Source organism: Humiphilus diazotrophicus (assembly GCF_059726315.1).
On the sequence record NZ_AP040870.1, the window covers coordinates 1291516 to 1312943 of the forward strand.

At 52.5% G+C, this 21428-nt stretch carries 18 protein-coding genes; 9 read left to right on the forward strand and 9 right to left on the reverse strand.

The window, feature by feature from the left end; all coding sequences use genetic code 11:
* Positions 1 to 57 precede the first annotated feature (57 nt).
* Positions 58 to 504 (forward strand): DUF2141 domain-containing protein, encoded by a 447-nt coding sequence (locus AC6I7T_RS06685; protein WP_497792557.1) that lies wholly within the window; start codon positions 58 to 60, stop codon positions 502 to 504.
* 121 nt (positions 505 to 625) lie between these two features.
* Here the strand turns inward: AC6I7T_RS06685 and AC6I7T_RS06690 are convergent, their stop codons facing one another.
* The 7 genes from AC6I7T_RS06690 to AC6I7T_RS06720 form a co-directional block, all read right to left on the reverse strand.
* Complete coding sequence (locus AC6I7T_RS06690) at positions 626 to 2359, reverse strand: ABC transporter ATP-binding protein (protein WP_497792559.1); 1734 nt, start codon at positions 2357 to 2359, stop codon at positions 626 to 628.
* A 309-nt stretch (positions 2360 to 2668) separates the two neighbouring features.
* Complete coding sequence (locus tag AC6I7T_RS06695) at positions 2669 to 3241, reverse strand: RrF2 family transcriptional regulator (protein ID WP_497792560.1); 573 nt, start codon at positions 3239 to 3241, stop codon at positions 2669 to 2671.
* Positions 3242 to 3302: 61 nt separating this feature from the next.
* Entirely contained in the window at positions 3303 to 4301 is a 999-nt protein-coding gene (locus AC6I7T_RS06700; protein ID WP_497792561.1) for a DUF3034 family protein, read from the reverse strand.
* A gap of 488 nt (positions 4302 to 4789) precedes the next feature.
* Positions 4790 to 6271 (reverse strand): APC family permease, encoded by a 1482-nt coding sequence (locus tag AC6I7T_RS06705; protein ID WP_497792562.1) that lies wholly within the window; start codon positions 6269 to 6271, stop codon positions 4790 to 4792.
* A gap of 466 nt (positions 6272 to 6737) precedes the next feature.
* Positions 6738 to 8489: a phospholipase D-like domain-containing protein gene (locus AC6I7T_RS06710; RefSeq protein WP_497792563.1), complete on the reverse strand. Its 1752-nt coding sequence runs from the start codon at positions 8487 to 8489 to the stop codon at positions 6738 to 6740.
* Positions 8486 to 9229: a DUF2278 family protein gene (locus AC6I7T_RS06715; protein ID WP_497792564.1), complete on the reverse strand. Its 744-nt coding sequence runs from the start codon at positions 9227 to 9229 to the stop codon at positions 8486 to 8488. The genes AC6I7T_RS06710 and AC6I7T_RS06715 overlap by 4 nt, the downstream gene beginning before the upstream one ends.
* A 463-nt stretch (positions 9230 to 9692) precedes the next feature.
* The gene (locus tag AC6I7T_RS06720; protein ID WP_497792565.1) at positions 9693 to 10430 is read right to left on the reverse strand and encodes a hypothetical protein; all 738 of its coding nucleotides are present in this window, start codon (positions 10428 to 10430) and stop codon (positions 9693 to 9695) included.
* 792 nt (positions 10431 to 11222) lie between these two features.
* Here AC6I7T_RS06720 and AC6I7T_RS06725 point away from each other — a divergent pair.
* The 8 genes from AC6I7T_RS06725 to AC6I7T_RS06760 all read left to right on the forward strand — a co-directional run bounded on the left by AC6I7T_RS06725 (position 11223) and on the right by AC6I7T_RS06760 (position 19030).
* The gene (locus tag AC6I7T_RS06725; protein WP_497794564.1) at positions 11223 to 11678 is read left to right on the forward strand and encodes an arginine repressor; all 456 of its coding nucleotides are present in this window, start codon (positions 11223 to 11225) and stop codon (positions 11676 to 11678) included.
* The gene (gene argC, locus AC6I7T_RS06730; RefSeq protein ID WP_497792566.1) at positions 11678 to 12736 is read left to right on the forward strand and encodes an N-acetyl-gamma-glutamyl-phosphate reductase; all 1059 of its coding nucleotides are present in this window, start codon (positions 11678 to 11680) and stop codon (positions 12734 to 12736) included. Before AC6I7T_RS06725 ends, argC begins: the two co-directional genes overlap by 1 nt.
* On the forward strand, positions 12733 to 13515 hold the full coding sequence (argB, locus tag AC6I7T_RS06735; RefSeq protein ID WP_497792567.1) for an acetylglutamate kinase: 783 nt from the start codon (positions 12733 to 12735) through the stop codon (positions 13513 to 13515). The genes argC and argB overlap by 4 nt, the downstream gene beginning before the upstream one ends.
* A gap of 27 nt (positions 13516 to 13542) precedes the next feature.
* Positions 13543 to 14796, forward strand: coding sequence for an aspartate aminotransferase family protein (locus tag AC6I7T_RS06740; RefSeq protein WP_497792568.1), 1254 nt, complete (start codon positions 13543 to 13545; stop codon positions 14794 to 14796).
* A 67-nt stretch (positions 14797 to 14863) separates the two neighbouring features.
* Complete coding sequence (gene argF, locus AC6I7T_RS06745; RefSeq protein ID WP_497794565.1) at positions 14864 to 15808, forward strand: ornithine carbamoyltransferase; 945 nt, start codon at positions 14864 to 14866, stop codon at positions 15806 to 15808.
* Between the two features lie 288 nt (positions 15809 to 16096).
* A complete protein-coding gene (argH, locus tag AC6I7T_RS06750) occupies positions 16097 to 17503 on the forward strand; it encodes an argininosuccinate lyase (RefSeq protein ID WP_497794566.1) in 1407 nt (468 codons plus the stop codon).
* The gene (locus AC6I7T_RS06755; RefSeq protein ID WP_497792569.1) at positions 17490 to 18008 is read left to right on the forward strand and encodes an N-acetyltransferase; all 519 of its coding nucleotides are present in this window, start codon (positions 17490 to 17492) and stop codon (positions 18006 to 18008) included. The genes argH and AC6I7T_RS06755 overlap by 14 nt, the downstream gene beginning before the upstream one ends.
* 368 nt (positions 18009 to 18376) lie before the next feature.
* Positions 18377 to 19030, forward strand: coding sequence for an IS630 family transposase (locus tag AC6I7T_RS06760; RefSeq protein WP_497792570.1), 654 nt, complete (start codon positions 18377 to 18379; stop codon positions 19028 to 19030).
* On the opposite strand, the gene AC6I7T_RS06765 is transcribed toward AC6I7T_RS06760, so the two are convergent.
* Together AC6I7T_RS06765 and AC6I7T_RS06770 are read right to left on the reverse strand one after the other, a co-directional pair.
* Positions 19007 to 20557 (reverse strand): transposase, encoded by a 1551-nt coding sequence (locus tag AC6I7T_RS06765; protein WP_497792571.1) that lies wholly within the window; start codon positions 20555 to 20557, stop codon positions 19007 to 19009. The genes AC6I7T_RS06760 and AC6I7T_RS06765 overlap by 24 nt on opposite strands.
* Positions 20558 to 20746: 189 nt before the next feature.
* A complete protein-coding gene (locus AC6I7T_RS06770) occupies positions 20747 to 21376 on the reverse strand; it encodes a GntR family transcriptional regulator (RefSeq protein WP_497792572.1) in 630 nt (209 codons plus the stop codon).
* Positions 21377 to 21428: the final 52 nt, after the last annotated feature.

Consider the following 21428-nt stretch of genomic DNA (forward strand, 5'->3'; position numbering starts at 1 on the left):
CTCTTCTCCTAAAGCGGCAAAGTTATAGCTTTGCCGCTATCCTTTCGAGGAATACGCATGAAGATAGCTCTTACTTATGCTGTTCTCGGCCTTATGCTCATGACGCTGAAAGTCTCGGCCCAACCTCAACCGGCTTCCTGCACTCTCACCCTCGATGTGGATGGCTTCCGCAATCAGAAGGGCGACCTGGGAGTAACCATATTTACTTCTTCCGATGGCTGGCCCGAGCATAACGACAAGGCCTATCGTCACGCAGCTTTTCCCTTCTCGGGAGAAAAAGCTACAGTGAAGATGGAGCTCCCGCCAGGACGTTATGGAATAGCCGTTCTACATGATGAGAACTCTAACCACAAACTCGATCGCAACTTTATAGGCATTCCGAAAGAGGGTTTCGGATTCTCCAACAACCCTAAGGTTCATCTGACAGCACCAAACTTCAATTCCACCGCAATCGAAGTTGCTTGCCCCGCGACAGAGGCAGCCATACATCTGGACTACAAATAAACTTTATCGCTATTTGAAGAAATTGGAACACACCTGAGTTGCAATATCGGTAACCGGATCTCGATATCAAGATATCGCTCGGTTACCGATATTTGAAACCTTAGCGCATCCGTAGCCTGCTCTAGCCGACAGGCTGGGCGTAGAGCTGATTCTCAAAAATAGTTGCTTCCTGTCCGGCACCGCGCCACGCTACGCGTCCACGACTGATCGCTACCACTTCATCGACAAGATCCTCGATTGCTGAGACCCTGTGAGTAACAATCACTACGGTCTTGCCATCCAACAGCGGCCAGATATTGTTCAGGATGCAAGCTTCGGTTTCTACATCCAGATTGCTGGTGCATTCATCGAGCAGAACGATCTTCTTTTCCGGATCATCCAGACTGAGCAGAGCTTGAGCGATGGCAACGCGCTGACGCTGGCCTCCGGAAAGATTCTTCCCATGCTCGCCAGCCTTCGTCTGATAACCGTCCTGAAGAGCCATGATCTCGTCATGAATGCAGGCTAATGTTGCCGCTCTGACAACCTCCGCGAACGACGCCTCAGGCTTGGCAAAACGGATTGTATCGAGAAGAGTCGCTTCAGAGAAGAAGACTCCCCCATTCTGAGACATACAGGTACATACACGTTGCAGCTGCTTTAGCGGCCATTGGCGCACATTCCGGCCGCCTACATAAACACTGCCCGAGTGCACGTCATATAATCTCTCGACTAGCTTCAGCAGCGTAGACTTGCCGCAGCCGGTACGTCCAACAAATCCAACCTTCTTCCCGGGCTCCACATAGAGATTGAGTCTATTCAGGACCGGCTCCTCCTCACGATAGCTAAACTTCACATCTCGAAACTCCAGGCTGACTTGCTCGGGTATAGCTATAACGGATTTTGCAGACAAATCGGTAACAGCAGAATTAGCAGAGCTGATCTTCAAGAAGAGCTTAATGGGTTCCCATGCTTCACTGATTCGCCCCCAAATCCCGGCATAGCCCCAAAGCGAACCACATAGCTGATCAGAAAGCATAAAGAGATAGACAAGCATGGCGCCGTCAAGGCGATGGGAGATCAACAGCCCGATCCAGTTGTAAAGCAAGTAGGCCTGAAGCCCAATGATGACTAAGCCCTTCAATAATCCAAACGAACTTTGAATCTTGGCCTCTGCCAGACCGTTATGCTGAATATCTTCGTGAATCCTGCGATAGTCGTCTTCAATCCGCGTTTCCTGGTTGTAGCGCACCACATCGGCATGCATCTCCATGCACTCGATGCTCAACGAGTAATCGGATGCATACCTCGCATAGCGTGTTTCGCGGTACTTGAGGCAGCGGCGATTCTCCTCATAGGAAAGCCAGAAAAACACAAGACAAGAGGCAGGAAGAATCGTAATCCAAAACGTCCAGCCGACATAGGAACGCAGGAGAAAGAGGTTCAAAGCCGCAGTCGCCAGCAGAGGAAGCACCTCACGTGCCAGGCTCTCGCTTGTCTGAGCAAACTTGCTGAGACCGTTGGTAATCTCTCCGCGACGAGCACCACTGCTGCCGGACTGATGCCAGCTCTGATCCAGACTCAGCAACTTGGAAAACACATTCACGCTGAGTTGGCGAAACATAGGATAGCTTACGTGCCGGGCAAATCCCCACCCCATTACCTGATCCAGAGTATCCAGAAATAGCTTATAGGAGACAAGAATGCCCAAGGCAAGCAGCAACGACTGTGTAGGATTGTGTTCATAAGTCCGGATAAGCAGAACAAGGCCGTAACCACCGCCCACGACCAGTCCCTGCCTGATTAAGGTAAGCAGGATATACCAGGCAAAACCCCGCCGGAACGGAAACAGCAATCGCTTAAGCTCAGAGAACATAGCTCTCCCTATGATCCGAAATTCAGAGAAACTTATGGGAATTTGGTCCGAGAGTAATGCCTCTGAAGAAAAAAGGATATGCCCCAAACGATGCAGATCTGGCCATGGAAAGATAACAATACAAATAGCTTCTACAAAGGATTATTCGCTAAGCTTTGTAGATCCTGTTTCCATAACATTGAACATATAAGCACTTACCATAAACGTAAGTACGTTTATCTCATCTTTGCTCCCGATTGGGATAAACTACAAGGATTTGCCGGAGTTGGCTATTCTTTAACCTTTCAACAAAGCTGGCTCTGCGCACGCCTAAACCCGGCCGCTTTTGCCAGCCAGAGCAGCTATGGTGCTGGCGTCCAGGACCTCGATCATTGCCTTCTGGGCCTTGATCCAAACCGGATGCGCGGGGCAGTGGGACTTTCGTTTGCATGAGGCGCCGGTCATCAAGCAGACATTCAAACAGATGGGGCCGTCGATTGCCTCAATGACTTTTTTCATTGAGGCCTTGCGCCCCGCCGGCAGAATTTCAAAGCCCCCAGCCTGGCCTCGCCGGGAAACGACGAGCTTGGCACGGCAGAGCGACTGCAAGACCTTGGACAGAAAACTGATCGGAACACCAGTAGCAAGAGAGAGCTCCGGCAAGAGCGCACGCTCCCCTTCCGGCAGCGTAGCCAGATGAATCATGACACGAACTGCGTAATCGGCGGCGCGCGTTACTTTCATCGATAGTTCTGATCGAATCATCGGCTTAGCGTCTTTGTCAATGATTCCAAGGGGAATGGTTACCAGATCAGTTCTACTTGGGGACTCTTCTTCGCCAAGCCACTCCTGCATTTGGGCCTCTTTCCATCCAAAGAAATAGAACTGATTCTCCGCCGCCATCTTGCCTTACAACGGCAGCGAAGAATCAAATTGCCACATTCGATACATGCGCGATGCTGTCCTAGAAACCATAGGAAAGCGCAAAGGCCACACGCGCCCGAGCCTTTAGATCTACCGGTATAGAAGGCAAGGTAGGAGAGCTGCCAATCCTGCCTGCAGCTTGTAAAACCCCGACATCTATATTCAGCTTGTGCTCAGCCCAAGGAGAAACGCGCACTGCATAGACCTCAGAAGTAGGGATATCGAAGACTCCGGCTTTCGTACCGTCGTCGAGAGTGGCCAGAATACGGTTTGGCTGTTGCGCCACTTCGGAGCCGAGAATAATCGTGCTCTTCCTGGGCCCCGTAAAGACGAAGGCCAACGCACCAAATCCGCGTCCGGTCATCTCAGGAGCATTGCCGCCTAGCCCCCAAAGTGAAGCGTTTGTGCCACGGATACCAGCGGAAAGAAGCCAGGGCACTTTCTTTGTAAATTGCGTCACGACCTTTGTAGCGACCAGATAAACGTCGCCATTAGTCGTCGTTTGTACTCCTGTGGAGAGGCTCAAGGCCGAGTGCAAGGGAGCGGAATTGACTCCATTTCCAACATTGTTATCGTTCATCCGCACGATCCCGCCAACCGCGATGGCTGGAACCCATTTTGTCTTGCCGGCGTTCTCGGAGATGAGAGTAGCTTTGCCGTGCGCGATGCTGAAACCTCCATTCCACAGGGAACTCAGATTGACAGCATTTGTCTTATCACTACCAGCAGAGTGAATCACTCCGGTGTAGCCGAATTCAAATCGCTTGGCAAAGCCTTCTGTCACTGAAACGGTACTGTAGTTGCCAATCACCGGCCCGGCATTGAGAAAGTGATAGGAAACCGATGGCCTTCCAAGCCCCTTTGCCGGAGAAGAAGAGGTATAGGCGAGCGGTGTAACGAAGACACCTGTCGGACCTTCATAACCCAAGCTCTGCGCCAGTGCATCTGGCGCACTCAATAAGCCTCCCAACACGAGAATGAAGGCGGTCCATATCCAGGTGGTCACTCGGACAGGAAGAAAACTTACATGAGGATTCATTCGATCTTGCTCCTTGCTTCGTACTCCGGTAGGGCCGGATGGAAAATTGCAGGGAATAGCATTCCATCCAGTCGAGAACGATTAAATTGGACTATTTTTATCCAATTTGGATTTGTACATGGCCACGCTAGGACCCCGTTATTTCGAGAAACGTCAATTTGGACTGTTTCTATCCAAATTAAAAACAACGGCAGTGTTTTTAGATTTCCGGGCTATAGACCGTATGTGATGTAGAACACAAAATTGAGTGACTAGCCAGATCATTGCCCTCGAAGATGGCGGAGCAAAGCACAAAAGCTTACATCGTACTGCTTGCGGGAGAACTCCAACTTGCGAGGAAAGGTATTGGAGGAGATGGAGAGAGAAGGGGCGGGAGGTATCTCGAATGTTGGTGGAGCTTCCTTTCATCCTGACATCCTTGTTGCGGAAGACAGAACGAAAGGAAACCTCCACTAGCAGTATTTCTAAGGGTTCGGAAAGGAGTTTCTCTAGTCTCCGGTTTGAGCTTCAACTCCGCTACTTAATGCCGAAGCGTCTAGGTTACTGTGATGTCTGGCGTAGAAGAAGTAGACCGCCAGGCCGATCACCATCCAGACTCCGGCAGCAATCTTTGAAGTCGGATCGACAGAGATGATCATTGCCAGGCAGAAGACTGCACCAAGAATCGGAACCAACGGCACGAGGGGCGCACGGAATGGGCGTGGCTGATCAGGATTCGTCTTGCGCATCACCCAAGTGCCGATGCAGACCAATACGAATGCAAACAGGGTGCCGAGATTGGTCATGTTTCCGGTGATATCGCCTGGAAGGAAGCCCCCAAGCAACGCTACAAAGACGTACAGAACCAGGTTGCACTTGTACGGTGTGCGGAATTTGGGGTGTACTTCAGCAAAGAGCTTCGGCAGAAGGCCATCCTTGGACATCGAGTAAAATACGCGACTCTGACCCAGGAGCATGACCAGCATTACCGAGGTAAATCCTGCGATGATAGCAATCGTAACCAAGGTCGATAGCCACCCGTAGCCGGGCATATAGGCCTTGATGGCGTAAGAAACCGACGCCTCCATTCCTTTGTTCGGGTCGATGAAATCCAGGGCCGGGGCAATGCCGGTCAGGACCCAACTAAAGAGAACATAAAGGATGGTGCAGACTGCCAAAGATCCCAAAATGCCGATCGGCATGTTCTTGCCGGGCTCGATCGTCTCCTGTGCCGCCGTCGACACAGCATCGAAACCAATGAAGGCGAAGAATACAACTCCGGCACCACCTAAGATGCCTCCCCATCCATGTTTGAAGATGCTTGCGTGGGCAGCGTCTTTGGCAAGCACGAAGGGCGTGTGGTTCGCGGGATTAATATAATGCCAACCGATCGCGATGATCATTAGCACAATGGTTACTTTTACAGCAACGATGATCGCGTTCAGAGTCGCCGATTCCGAGATTCCTTTGATTAAGACCAGCGTCATAATCAGCAGAATTACCAATGCCGGCGCGTTCACGATGCCGTGAATACCGCCCGGACCGGTCTGCAAGGGCGAATGTCGCCATGCCCATGGAATGAAATCTGGAAATAGATTATTGACGTACTCGGTCCAATAGATCGAGAGAGTAGCCGCTCCGAGGCCATACTCAAGAATCAGAGCCCACCCAATTACCCAGGCGACCAGTTCACCCATCGTGACATACGCATAGGTATAGGCACTGCCGGCAATGGGGATCATGGCCGCAAATTCGGCATAACACAAACCAGCAAAGGCGCATCCGATCGCCGCAATAACAAAGGAGAGCGTGACGCCCGGACCAGCGTTTTGTGCGGCGGCAGCCGGAGTGCGAGCAAAAAGCCCGGCACCGATGACCGCACCTATTCCCAATGTGATCAGGCCGGGCCAGCGCAAGCTTCGCTTAAGGCTTCCCTTCTCATTGATCTGCGCAAGTAGACTGGATAAGGACTTGGTACGAAAGAGGTTCATGGTTAGTTCTAAAGTCTATCAGAATGAGAATCAGGCTCTGAGTGATATCCCCACAACCACCGCCTTCAATGCTGAATCAGCGATCTAGACGCTTACCCTACATACCTTATATTGGGAATATCCTTCCCATAGACAATTTTGGTACGGATGAATTCCTATCAACTCTCCATAAGAGTTGTAAAGCCTTGCGCCAGTTCTACCTCGGAATCTACTCTGCCAGGAAAGGAAAGCGAGACGGCAGATCCAGCCTCGATGCGAAGATGAACCTCTGAAGTGGTCTTCTTGGCGGTGCAGGTGGCTAGCGACGGGGACTGATTGCAAAAAGGTTACAGGCATTAACCTGAAGTGCAATAGCTAATATCTTACGCGCAAGACCCAAAGAGCTTCAGCTGGTAGCGCGGCAGGCATATCTTAACTCAGCCTAAGCTCTTCAGGTCCTGACGTAATGGTTGGAAATATCCTTAGTTTACGAAAACAGCTCGCGGTCGCTAATCTTCCTTGGGTCGCTATAGTCTTCCTCCCACCACGCCTTTTCTCCCTTCTTCCGAGGTGGTTTCGCGAGTTTGAGCTCCGTCTCTGCGGTAGCACTCTGCTGGGCAAGACGGAAATGGTAATGATCGAAGAGTCGAACCGCCTCGACGGCATAAGAAACCGCGATTCGGCGGTCTTTGATTAGCAGGATGTTCTCGCCGTTCTTCACGTCCGCCGCAGTCGAGAAATTAAACGAGCCCATGTAGACTCGCGCAGAAGGTTTATCGAAGTCGATGACAACGAACTTGTGATGCATTCTGGTCCCACTACCACCCGTCGGCTCCGACTTGAAGGGCTCCGGAACATTACCAGATAATGCCGCCGGAGACACAGTAGTTACAGTCCCGTCCGGCTTTTGAAGATCGATGCCTTCGACTTCAGGACCAGCTTCGTCCTCCAGCCCCTTCACCAAATGATCGGAAATGCCATAAGAGAAGATCTTCTTATCTTTTTTGAGTGTCTGGATCGCCTTCAGCACCGCGCCCGGGGTCTGATAGAGAAAAGCCAGAGAGAACAGCAGGCTCGACTGTGTGCTAGTAATATCCTTTGCAATACTGTTGAGCACCGCATTCGCCGCCGAATGAGGCGAGAATCCTGCTTTGGCATCGATCCCGCGCAGCTTCAGATCATTCCATGTTGCTGAGCCCGAACCGCTGAAAGCCACCACACTATCGTCTTTTACCGCCCAATAGCTCTCAAAAGCTGCCTGAAATACCTTCACGGACTGAGCCCCACGAAGAATGATTGCGTTGTTGTTCTGGACGAAGAAACCGCGCCAGGAGTGGTTTGTGGAGCCACAGACCGCAGCCTGCACCTTCTTGCCATTCACCACGATGATCTTGTTGTGTTGGAGCTTCCCCATGTGCTGCCGCTTCACATTGTCTTTTCCGGCCAACTTCGCCAGCATCGCGGCCGCCTTACTTTCTGCCGAATCCGCTTCCCCGTGTGCTCCATCGTTGTCAATGATGATTCGCAATCGTTTCCCCAGCTTCTTGTAGCGGGAGACAACCTCCGGCAGATTGAGATCGTAGACCGCGGCGCATACTGTTGCCGTCTTGTCTGCAATAGCCTGATCCAGGACTTCAAGAATTGCGCTACGGGCCTCAAAACCCATCCAGGCCAGTGCATCCTCGGCCTTCGGAAGTGATGGACTGAAGTCTAATCCGTCATTTGCCTCTGCCGGAAGCAGCTTCGGAATCGCGTCTGCACCATAGCGATCTACAAAAGCCTGCGATGAAACAAATCCGCGAGTAAAGGTTACATTCAACAGCCCCGGATAAGTCTCACGGCGAAGCTCAATCGCTGCTTCCTGAAAATCTCCATAGCTCAACTCGTCCCTGTCATTCATGAACACAGGTGTAACCCTGTACACAAAATCCCCATTCATCTCCGCATTTCGAGGAAAATGCACCCAGCGAAACTTTTGAATCGGTGAGAGACGCGAAGAGAGCGTGGCAGGATTAACCTTTTCATCCTCGCCAGGAAAAGCAATTCGGTTCTTCAAGGTAAAGAACTTGTTTCCACCGGGCTCCTGGTACTCGATTGCAAAACCGACGAAGTCGTTAGGCGGTTCTTTGTTGCCCTTCCAGTTCATTGCAATCAAGACCATTCCATCGCCACGGTGCAGCTTCAACGTGAAAAGAGCAGCTTTGTTCTGTCCGATTACCTCAAAATCTGCGGCACTCATTTGCGTTGCCTCCTTCCCTTCTGCGTTGTCGAACGCTTGCTGCGTTTTTTCGCCGTTCTCTTCACAGGTGCAGTACTCGGGTTGGAAGAAGAATCACCATCCTTCGCATGACCGGTCTTGTCATCCGTATTGAAGGATTGCGATTGGAAGGCCATAAAAAATGCTCGGTACTTATCGTTCGGATAAGCAAAGATCAAGCAGCCATCGCGGTAAACGCCGTCTTCGCTCGCGTGGCTTTTGTCGTTGCCCTGATTCATATGAATGTCGTGAATCCCGTTACCGGGGAGAAAATGGAAGTACTTATCCTTCTTGGTCTCAGGACCCCACTTTGCCCCGAAGGCATAGACGATTGAGCCAGGGGCCTTAATGGCTGCAAGCACCGCGGCCTCGATGGTGTCTTTCAGATCATTGTCCGCACCCGGTGTATCGCCGGGGACTACCTTGAACTTACTGATATTAAGCAGTCCATCTCGTACAAAATCGCGAGCCAAACCACCTGGTTTGCTCGGAATCTTCTTGAATCCGGCAGAAAGAGCCTTTAGCTGTTGCACAAGCGATGCAGGCAACGAAGTAAGGCTCTGAAAGAGCAGGTCGGGAGGACTCAAGGTGGAATGCACGTTGACTGCAATGCGGAACATCGTCCCGCCTGCATTCACTAGAATTTGATAGTGATCGTCGTCGGCATCCCGAAGATGCCCGATGATAGTCCCGCTAACAACCCCGTAAGTAAATTGAGCCATATGTATTTACTCTCCCTCCCGAATAAACGTAAGTTTGAAACAAATCCCTTACTCTTATTCTGGCAAGCTCGACGAGCGACTCATTGTACCGCCTTAAGCCTTGAAGTTTGGCTAGAACTTCTCGTACTTAAAGATTGCGATATCTTCGCTGAAATACCACCATATATCCGAACTTGTGAGGCATAACGGAATCGGGCTGTCTAGAGAGATAATCCCCCTGCTCTTGGCTTTGCTACGAGCAGAGACCTAATAGCGGTAATACAACTGTAATCATGAACTATCGATAGTTTTCCGCCTGGAGCAAGTCTGTCATCTCACCCCAGAACGCGAAAAGCACTCGTCCAGGAAATCCAGGTTCGCCGCGAAGCAAAACAGTACAAAGGAAGATGGGTCAGCAGAAGCCTCCGTACTGGTAACACACAGTTATTTAGGATTAGTCCTGAATAACTGACCATTTGGAGTTTTATCCCACGATTGCTAAAGCTATTTTTGTCCACCACGCTGGATTTGTAATTACAACGAAAAGGGCAAAGCTCTGTCCTGCGGCAAAAGCAGGCAATCCGATCTTATATACGGTATGCACACGCCGGTTCACGATCATGTCGCGAATCATGCCCAACACCAAAAGCAAATCCACTCCCACATAAAACCATCCAGGAGGGAACCAGGGGAGCCTTCCCCACCCCGGCGCGGACAAGGCACAGGTTGCCAGTAACATCAAGCGACGATGACCTTCTAGCTTGCGCCTGAATACAATCGCCAAGAAAAAGCAGATCGCAAAACAGCCGATATCGAGAAATGGAATAATCAGCAGATTGGCCTCTGTACGATGTAGTTGGTGTAAGTAGTAGCGAGCCATCGTCAGAGTGGTCATCACCGCTAATATGCACATCCACGCACCAAGTGCTGCGCCGAACCAACCGACATTTCGGTGCCATCGCACGCTACGTGCCCGTACCAGTGCCGACTGCAAGATGAAAAAGAAAAGCCAGCTGGAAAATGTAATCCCGTGTACCCACAGAATCCAGGGCCGGTGAATTGGGGGATGAATAAGTTTTTCATTTACGGTGAAGCTAAAGCCATAAAGCACCACTGCTGCTGTGAGTAGTGACATGAAGCAGTAAAAATACTTTTCCAGAGCCCGTGCAACTACGGACTTCTGTGAAACTGCCACCAGCGGAACCGGTGCGGTGATTGCCATTGCATTCTCCTAGGGGCTCCAGTCAGATGGCCATCTAGACGAAGGACGGACACCCGCCCAGTTTGCCGATCCCTTAGCGGCCGCTCGTAACCGAAGCTACGATTCTGATTGGAGACCAGATTGTCGTTTTCGTAGGTTGGATTAGGACTTCCAGAGCAATTCCGGCGTCACTCTGTCCGATCAAAAGATTCGTCAGGTACCGCTTTCATTTGGCGCAAACGGCTTCGTGACTTGTGAATATAGCTACGCCGGAATTGCTATGGCGCGCCTGGGCTTCAGCGCCATCGCAAGAAGCTACAACAACAAACGCGCAATCCAGTCACAAATCGGCTCACGCTGCAAAATCGGAAAACTGCGCAAGCTTCCCCGGTTTTGGCTGAGGCCGCTGTTAAAAGGCGTAAACTCTTGAAAATGCAATAGATGATGGTTCGATCCGGGTATCCAGCAGTACCCACGCAGCCTCCCTACTCCTTCGCTGGGAGACCTCATTTCCCCGGAAATGGATTTTTTTTGGCCTGAGCTCGCATTAGATAATTCCTATGCATAATTTCTCGATATACTGTGCATGGCATCTAGCCCAACCACCCCGAAATTGAAGAACTTCCGCCCCACTGCACAAGACGCCACTCCTGCGAGAACACCCTTGAAAATCAAGGGCTTCCTACCCCTTTTGTTGTAGATAATTCCTACAAAATTCATTTGACAAACCGGCCATGCATATTTATACATGTAGATGTATATTTATTCATGAGTACGCAAGCCAGATAAGGCAGCGTATTGAGTTGGTTGACAGTGAAACACGAACGCCATAACGCCATTCGCGAGATTGTCCGTGAGACTCCCATCCAGAACCAGGATGAGTTGCGGCGCTTGCTCATGAAACGGGGCTTCGAAGTCACGCAGGCCACGCTTTCCCGGGATATTCACGCATTGCACCTCTATAAAGGCCCCAACGGCTATGCATTGCCGAATGGCAATGGGATTGGGGTGTTGGACGAAGAGGAAGACGAGACGCCCACGGTTGTTGACGTGCTCAGCAGCTTCGGACTTCGGGTAAAGCAGGCCATGAACCAGCTTGTATTAATTACCACCGCCGGCGGCGCTCAACCGGCAGCGTTGGCTATCGATGAAGAGGAATGGCCGGAGGTTGTCGGCACTATTGCCGGAGACAATACCGTCCTGATTATTTGCCCGGATCACGAGCGGGCAACTTTGCTGCGTGAGCGGCTGGAAGAGATGATCGGTTGATGCAGAAGGAAAAAGTACAAACGGCAGTAATCGGCGTGACTGGCTATGCAGGAGCAGAGCTGGCACGGCTATTGCTCCATCACCCGAAACTAAAGGGACAAGCGCCCGTCTTTGCAGGAAGAGTCGAAGGACGTGACTCAATTCCCCTGACCGAATTGCACCCCGGACTTGCCGACAACAATGGCTCTCACGGGCTCAAGATGGAGCCTTTTTCCTGGGATCTGCTGGAAGCGAAAAAAGTTGACGTTCTCTTTCTCGCAACTCCTCACGAGCAATCGAGGGAGTGGGCGCCCGAAGCGCTGAAGCGCGGAATCCGGGTTATCGACCTGAGCGGAGCCTGGAGGCTCAAGAAGGCAGAAAACCGGGCGGTTTACAAGTTCACAGATGAAGGCTCACCAATCGCCGCCGCGCTGGACGCCGAAGCCGTTTACGGTTCCCCCGAACTGCATCGGAATGAAGTGAAAACGGCACGGCTGATCGCGAACCCCGGCTGCTACGCGACTTCGATCATTTTGGGCTTGAAGCCACTGGTCGCAGCAGGTCTGGTCGATCTGAACCGTGGAATCGTCTGCGACTCAAAGTCAGGCGTGAGCGGTGCAGGGAAAGCACCCACCGCCAAGACGCACTTTATGTATGCGGCAGACAATCTCTCCGCCTACGGCGTCTTCGGACATCGGCATGTTGGGGAATTATTGGAGCAGCTCGGAGTTGCTGGCGAGCAAATCACCTTCACACCGCACCTATTGCCGATTCCTCGTGGCATTTTGTCGACAATTTATGTCGGCTTCCGAGAGAAACAGACGAAGGAACAGGTTGCCGAATGCTATAGCAGCTACTACGCAGAGAGCCCGATGGTTCGGTTCTTTGGAACGCAGCTGCCTCAGATTCAGTTTTCTGTGCGCACGAACTATTGCGACATAGGATTTCAACTCTCTCCGGACGGGCGACGATGCGTAATCGTCAGTTGCCTGGACAACCTGCTGAAAGGTGCCGCCGGACAGGCGGTAGAGAACATGAACCTGATGTTGGGATGGAAAGAATCGGAGGGGCTCGAATGAAATACGTAGTCAAGCTTGGCGGAGCTACACTGCAAAATCCGGAATTGCTTCAACAGTGCGCAGAAGCAATTGCCGATCTGGTGCGCGACGGCAATTGTGTCGCCGTTGTTCACGGTGGAGGCGTACAGCTGACAGCAACGCTGAAGCAATTAGGCAAGCAGAGCGAATTCATCTCCGGTTTACGAGTTACGGATGCAGAGACGCGGGATGCTGCGTTGATGGTCCTTGCCGGACGTGTTAACAAATCCCTTGTCGCTGCTCTGGGAGCACGCGGTCAGGCTGCCGTAGGTCTCTCCGGCGGTGACGGTCTGGCGTTTCGTGCCCGGAAGAAGCGGACTGCCCCCGATCTTGGCTTTGTTGGCGAAATTGTAGCCTCCGATACACGAATCATTGAAGCCATTTGGTCAATCGGAGCCGTTCCCGTCGTCTCCAGCATGGCGCTGGGTTTCGATGGCGAGTATTACAACATTAATGCCGACGAAATGGCTGCAGCCTGTGCCATGAGCTGCCACGCCGACGCACTGGTCTTCCTGACCGATGTACCCGGAGTTCGTGGAGCCAATGGTGAGGTAATGCGCTGGCTCTCCGTCGACCAGATTGCAGCCTTGGCCAAGGACTCCGTCATCAGCGGAGGCATGCTTCCGAAGCTGAGTGCGTGCCGTGAAGCTTTGCTGAATGGAGTGAAGCGTGTGCGCATCCTTCCCGCCGAAGCGGCAGCAACCTTGCCCGATCTGTGCACGTCTCGGGTTGCACACGGGACCGAAGTAATGGTGGCCTAACTCATAAAGAAGAATATTGAGGGAGAAATGAAGCTGGATTCGATTCGGGCAGCAGAGGAAAAACTGCTGCTTCACACTTATGAGCGGAACCCTATTCTCTTTGTCGGTGGCGAAGGCGCCTACCTGATTGACGAAAAGGGTGAAAAATATCTCGACCTGCTAAGCGGAATTGGCGTAAATGCTCTGGGTTATGCAAACCCGACGATTGAGCGCGCTATCGGCGAGCAGAGCCGTAAGTTGATCCACACCTCGAACCTCTTCTATCACGAAGGGCAGGCAGAGCTGGCAATGCGCTTGACCGAAATCACAGGTCTGGATCGTGCTTTCTTCTGCAATAGCGGTACCGAAGCAAACGAAGGAGCCATGAAGCTGGCTCGTGCCTATGCCGGTTTGCGGCGCAGTGAGGGGCACTATCTCGGAACCAAGATCCTGGCAATGGAAAATGGATTCCATGGCCGGACACTTGGCGCCGTTTCCGCAACCTCTAAGGCGAAATACCGTGAACCATTCGCTCCGGTTCTTCCAAATGTAGAGTTCGTCCGCTTCAACGATGTCGAAGAGCTGAAGGCAAAGTTCTCCAACGAAGTCTGTGCCGTCATGGTCGAAGCCATCCAGGGTGAGGGCGGCGTTTGCCCGATCACGCAGGAGTTCTTCGCTGCTGTTCGCCAGCTCACGCAATCAACGGGAGCCCTGCTGATTGCCGACGAAATCCAGTCGGGTATGGCCCGCACGGGAAAATGGTGTGCCTATCAGCATTTCGGAATCCAGCCTGACGTCACAACGTTGGCCAAGCCTCTAGCAGGCGGAATTCCGATGGGTGCAGTGCTTTGTACGGAAGAAGCCGCCCGCTCGATTCATGCTGGAATGCACGGCACAACCTTCGGCGGCAACGCCCTGGCCTGTGCAGTAGCCATCGCAGTAATCGACGCCATCAAAAATGATGGTTTGTTGGCCCACATTAACGAAGTTGGGAATTATTTTAAAGACCGTTTGAAGTCTCTAGCCACAAAACACGAAAGTATTGTGAATGTTCGCGGCTACGGTCTGATGTTGGCAGCAGAGCTGGAATCGGCAGAACTGGCCAAACATGCACTAAACGCAATGATGGAGCGGCACATTGTAGGCAATCGAACCAGTGAAACGGTTCTTCGCTTCCTGCCGCCCTACATTCTGGGCAAAGAGCACGTGGATATTACGGTCGATGCCCTCGACGAAATTTTGGCCAATGCCGCAACACACACTGCCAGCGGCGCCACTGAAGGAGGTAAGAAAGTTGGCTAGCGAAGTTCTGGTGTCCTCTCAGACAAAGATTGAAGAAGATTTGGATGTACAGTCCGCCGCCGAAACCATGTGCGGGGAAGATCTCTGCTCGATTGCAGATCTGTCGGTTACTGAAATTTCTGCTCTGATGAGACTTGCTCACGACGTCAAAGCACGTCCGCGGCACTATCGCCATGCGCTCGACAGCAAGCAAATGGTGCTTTTCTTTGAGAAGGCCTCTCTCCGTACGCGCCTTACCTTTGAAACAGGCATCAACACACTCGGCGGAAATGCAATCTTCGTCGATCAGACCAGCTCACCTCTGGGAGAACGCGAGTCTCTGGCCGATATGGCCCGCAACTTGGAGCGCTGGATCAGCGTAATCGTGCTGCGTACCTATGCGCACGAGACCATCACGGAGATGGCCTCCTATGCCAAGGTCCCCGTCATCAATGCTCTCAGCGATTTCGAGCATCCTTGCCAGGCACTGGCAGACTTCATGGCCCTTGAAGAACGCTTCGGCTCTGTTTCCGGATTGCACTTTGTCTTTGTCGGCGATGGAAACAATGTTTGCCACTCACTGATGCTTACAGCTGCAAAACTGGGAGCACACTGCAAGGTCGCAACTCCGAAGGGCTATGAGCCTAATAAGGATGTCGTTGCTAAGGCAAAGGAGGTTGCAGAAGAAACCGGCGGCAGCATTACACTAACCAACGATGTAAACGCTGCGGTATCCGGAGCCGATGCAATCTACACGGATGTCTGCACCAGCATGGGATTTGAGCATGAAGCAACCAAGCGCGCACCGATCTTCAAGCCGTATCAGGTAAACGAAGCTCTGATGGCCAAGGCCGCGCCGCATGCCGTATTTATGCATTGCCTGCCCGCAAAGCGTAATGAGGAAGTTACGGATGCGGTGATGGATGGTCCGCAGTCGATTATCTTCGATCAGGCAGAAAACCGTATGCACATGCAAAAGGCGTTGCTGTTAATGTTGTTGGGCGGCGCCAAAGACATGTATGTCAAAGGGTAAGAGCAGTTTAGAGAATTGGGATACAGACAGAGGGAGGGCATGGCTAAAGCATTTTCGCTTTTAGTATGGTCCAGCAGAAATCGGTGCAGTGTGGCCGTTCTTTGACGGAACGGCCACGCGGTTATTTGTTCCGGATCTACAGTGAAAGCGAAAATGCCCTAAAGCTGTGCCCTCCCCTCTGTCCTCACTACTTATAATATTGCTGCAAAAGCAGGATGATGAAGGGTAATAGCTAGCAGCAGAAAGCTGATAGCTGCCTTCAGAGGAGTTGATCAAGTGACATTAAAGATGTGGTCAGGCCGCTTCCGCGAGCCACTCGACCAAGTCTTTGAGCAGTGGCAAAAGTCCATCGTCTTCGACTGGCAACTACTTCCCCAAGAGGTAGCTGCGAGTAAAGCGCATGCCAAAGCTCTAGCCGCAGCCGGAGTCCTTACCGCAGCAGAACTCGTGCAGATTACCGCCGCACTCGATGAAATCGTTCGCGTTTACTGGAACCCGGAACACCAGCATGAGGTTCGCGATCACGCTACAGCTGAAGACATCCATCACTTCGTGGAGCTATCGCTGGTTGAGCGTGTCGGCAATCTCGGGTTGAAGCTGCATACCGGACGTAGCCGTAACGAGCAGATCGCCACCGATCTGCGCCTCTACATCCGTGAAAACATCGATGAGATTTCGGAACTGCTCACCGAGTGGGCCTACGCACTGGTAAAAAAGGCAAAAGCTAGTGGAGATGCTGCACTTCCTGCTTATACCCACTTGCAGCGCGCCGAACCTGTTCTAGTTGCGCATTGGCTGCTTGCATATGTAGAGATGATCTTGCGCGACATCTCGCGCCTTGAAGATGTTCAGCAGCGTTTAAACTTCTGCCCGCTTGGTTCGGGTGCCGTCGCCGGAGCAACACTCAAACTGGATCGCAACATCGCTGCGCACGAACTTGGTTTTACCAAGCCAACAGCAAATAGCATGGATGCAACCAGCGACCGTGACTTTGTGGTTGAGTATCTCCAGGCACTCACAACGGTCGGCTTGCATGTCAGCCGCTTTGCCGAAGAAATTACGCTCTATGCGTCAGCAGAGTTCGGATTCATCGAGTTGCCTGAAGCCTTTTCGACCGGCTCCAGCGCCATGCCACAGAAGAAGAACCCGGATCTCACGGAATTGGCACGAGCCAAGGTTGGCCGTCTTAACGGAGCAGCCCAGAGTGTCACGATGTTGATTAAGGGACTGCCTCTGGCCTACAACAAAGATCTGCAGGAAACGCAGGAACCTGTTTTCCAGGCCACGGGTGTCGCCAGCGATCTAATTGCGCTGCTGGCACGCTTCACCACTTCCCTGGGCTTCAAGACAGAGAGAATGCGCGCTGCCTGTCAGTCAGGGTTCCTGAATGCGATGGCTGCAGCCACCTATCTGGTCTACAAGGGAGTTCCCTTCCGCAAAGCTCACGAAAAAATCGGGAATGCGGTGCGGTATTGTCTGGATAAAAAGTGCGAACTTGCCGATCTAAAACTGGAAGAGCTGAAACAGTTCGGCTCCGAATTCGAAGAGGATTTCTTTGCCGCGGTGACCTTGGAAGCAACCCTCGACTGCCACAACGTAATTGGTGGTACAGCCAGGGATCGCGTGCGGCAGGCGCTGGATTCTGCTGAAGAGCGGGTGATGGCGCTTCGAGGAGTAGTACATGCTGGTGCGTAAGGCGCGTCTTCAAGACGCGTCCAAGATCTATGAATTAGTAAACAGCCTGAGTCAGGATGGAACATTGTTGCGGAGACCCTTCGCTGAGATCTGCGAAAATGTTCGCGATTTCACCGTTGCCGAAGCCAGCAGCGGGGCCTTTCTTGGCTGTGGTGCGTTACATCTCTATGGCCCTCACTTAGCGGAGGTGCGCTCGATCATTGTGAAACCGGAAGCCCAAGGTCAGGGTGCCGGGGCTAAGTTGTTATTTGCACTTATAGAAGAAGCAGAAGAGCACGATGTACATTCTGTTTGCCTCTTCACCCGCATCCCGGAATTTTTTACGCACTTTGGATTCCGTGCAGTCGAGGACAAAACGGCTCTGCCAGACAAAATTTATAAAGACTGCCTGAGCTGTCCACGGCTTCACAAATGCGATGAAGTTGCCATGGTTCGTGGTCAGGTCCCTAAGGTTTCAATTCTGGGATCGAAAACGGATGCAGAACAACTGGTAAAAATCAGCTAGAGCATTTTTCGAATTAGTGTAGACTGAGCATGGCGAAACTCAGCGACAAGCAAAGCAATGGCGAAAGCCTACGAAGATGATCTGCGACGTAAGTTCCTAGCAGCCTATGATGATGGGAATGGGACGCTGGAGGAATTGGCAGAGCTATTTGGAGTAAGTGTAGGTTGGGCGAAGAAGGTTTCCAGCCAGCGGAAGCATAGTGGTCAAGCCGAGCGAGTTGTTCATCGTCCCGGGAGAAAACCACACGTCGGAGCCAAAGAGCAAAAGCAGGTAATAGCGTGGGTGGAAGCGGAGCCGGATTTAACGTTGGCTGAAGTGCAAGCAAAGTTGCACAATGAAGCAAGCGTGGAACTGAGCTTGGGGCGGATTTGGTTTCTACTTCGGAAACTGGGTTTACGGCTGAAAAAAAGTCGCTCTATGCCAGTGAACGCGATACCGAAGCGAACCGCCAGCGACGCCAAGAATTTGTCGCCAAGATCCAGGCGACAAGTCCGGAACGGCTGATCTTCCTTGACGAGAGTGGTGTGACAACTTCGATGACGAGGCGTTATGCCCGTTGCCTCGGAGGCACTCGTATACACGAATCTACTCCTGGAGGACAATGGAAAATCATGACCATCCTGGGAGCAATGAGTTTTCGTGGCATGGTAGCAACGATGACCATCGAAGCCGCTACCGATGCGGAGATATTCCTAGCCTATGTCGAACACATACTCTGTCCGGCACTGACAGCTGGCGATGTGGTGGTAATGGACAACTTGAGTTCCCATAAGGTCAACGGCGTACGGAGGCTGATCGAGGCCGCTGGAGCAGAATTGCTATACCTGCCGCCTTACTCGCCCGATCTGAATCCGATCGAAAAGGCTTGGGCTAAGCTCAAACAACTGCTTCGGGCTGCCAAAGCTAGAACCAGAGAATCCCTTGAGCAAGCTATAGCCGACGCTCTCAAGCTTATTTCCCCTGATAATGCTCAGGCTTGGTTCCGTCTCTGTATAATCCTAAAAACCGCAGTTGACCGATAGAAGGTGACCTATATGGAGAAGTTTTCGAGTGCGGTGGGGGATGATTCTGGCTACGATGTAATCGAGCAGGGTCTTCCACCGGTCTGTGGCAAGGGACTGCTCCGCGACCTTCCTTACATGGCTCAGAGCAGCGCGGATATTGGTGATTAACAGCATCAATGTAGACTTCGCAGCGTGCATCGGCGTCAGGTGGAGCGTCGTCTGCCCTGCGTGCTGCGTGGCTCTTCCTACCCCGGCCAACAGCAATGCCCGGCTGGTGATGGCTTCCATGCGCGCTTCCGGCTTGGCGGCGCCGCAGTACCAACTCCACCAGTTGTAGATCAGCGCTACGGCGCGGGCGCTGGTCTGGCAGCGCTCGATGTCCTGGGTGGTGAAACCGCCCCAGCCCCATTGGTTCTTCAGCTCGTCGAAGCCGTTTTCCGCATCGGCCCGGTCGCGGTATAACTGTGCCATCGTCTCCAGCGGGTAGTCGGTGCTGGTTACCAGCACCGCGTATTCCCACACTTCCACATCCTGATCGGGCAGCAGTAACTCCATCTGACCTTCGACAGCTTTCCTCGTCAGCGCTACCTCGGATTTGGCCGCCCGGCGCAGTATCACCACCCGCCGCGACTTATCCCACCCAGTTAGCTTCAAAGTATCTTCGACCGCGCTCCAGCCTTGATCGCTGGGACCGGGCGTTGTCCAGTCCTTGCGAGCGAACTGGCGCCGCAGCAGCTTCTTGACGCCACCAGTCTGGCGCAGCTTGAACAGATAAGGCTGGCCGCGCTTCTCCAGTTCGGCGATGAAGGGCTCGTTGCCAAAACCGCAGTCGCCGCGCACCAAGGCGGGTAGTTGCTCGCGGCTCAAGCTATTCAGAATGTCGTTCAATCCAGGTCGAGCATGAGCCGCCGTGTGCTGTTTGCCGGAGCAAACCACCACATCCAGAACCAGGCGCAAGCCGCCCACATAGTAAGTATGCAAGGCGTGGCTGGGACGGCCAGGCTTGTGTGGGTTGTAACTGACTTCGGCGCCGCGCTGCTGACCGAAAAGCGTCTTGACGGTGGTATCAATGTCCAGTATCCACGGCCTGTCCAGAACCGCCCGCACACTCGATAGAAGCTGAGGCCGAAGCCATCTCTGGCTCTCCTCGGCACTCATCCGGGCCAGCGCCCGGCGCAGCGCGTCTTCGCTGACGATCTTGCTCATGCCCAGGATCTGCGGACTCACCCCGTCGCCGCGTAGCGCGGTGATGTGCGCGTAGCGATGATGCCCGGCCAGAATCGACAGAAACCAGGTGCCCAGTACGTCACGCTTGTGTTGATCGCCTCCGATGCTGTTCGCATAGCGCAGCGGGCAACTGTCGATCCAGGACGAATACACTCCGGTGGAGGCAAGAAACTCGGCAAAAAACGCCAGTTGTGCGTTGGGTGTCGCACGGGCTTCGTTGTCCCATCGGATGTGAAGCAGGCCTCCAGGCGTCTCTACAGAAAACGACTCCAACTCCGCCCCCTCGACCGCAAGCTCCGACTTCGGCAATTCACCCATCTGGTGAAACCCCCATTGCAATAAAAACCGTTACCAGTCTATCGTTCGCCGCCTTTTCATCAGCTCAACTGCCGGATAGGGGATAAATGGTCTACACTAATTCGAAAAATGCTCTAGATTATCTCTGGCCAGCAAATCATGTTGTGAAAGATCCGCAAGATCTTTCACAACATTCGCATCGTAAGCCAGCTATTCTTCAATCGCAAAATGATAAAGATGCTCGTGTAGCAGCTTTCCTGCAGCTTTACCATTACCGCATTCCAGCGCATCGATAATCTCCCAATGCGCCTCCTGAACATGGCTGAGGTTAACCTTTCCCTTTGCCAGCCAAAGAAGAATTCGAGATTCAAAGGTAAGAGAATTCCATGTTCTCAGCAGAATACGATTGCCGGAGGACTCTACGATCATCCGATGAAAGCTGTGGTCGTACTTTGCGTACTGCTCGGAGTTTCCATTCCTGGCGGCCTTCTGTATCTTCTCTGCTTCTTTTTTGAGTACCTCGACACTACCCTTCAAAGTACTTGCAGCTAGCTGGCCCGCCAGTTCCTCAAGAGAAGCGCGAACAAGATAAGCCTGACGCATATCCTGCTCCGTTATCTCACGAACACGCGACCCCTTATAGGGTTCCGTGATAACAAAGTCCATCGCTTCAAGCTGCCGAAGTGCTTCGCGTACCGGAGCCTGACTGGTATTCAACTCACGCGCAATCTGCAATTCGATCAGCCGCTGCCCCGGAGGTAGTTCTCCGTTCATGATTCGCTTAATCAGCAGTTGCTTTACGCGCTCGGCAATCGAATCGCGCTGAATACTCTCAGCCATGAAAACTCCTCTCCATAAAATATCATCTTTCATGAAACTTTATAGATTATCG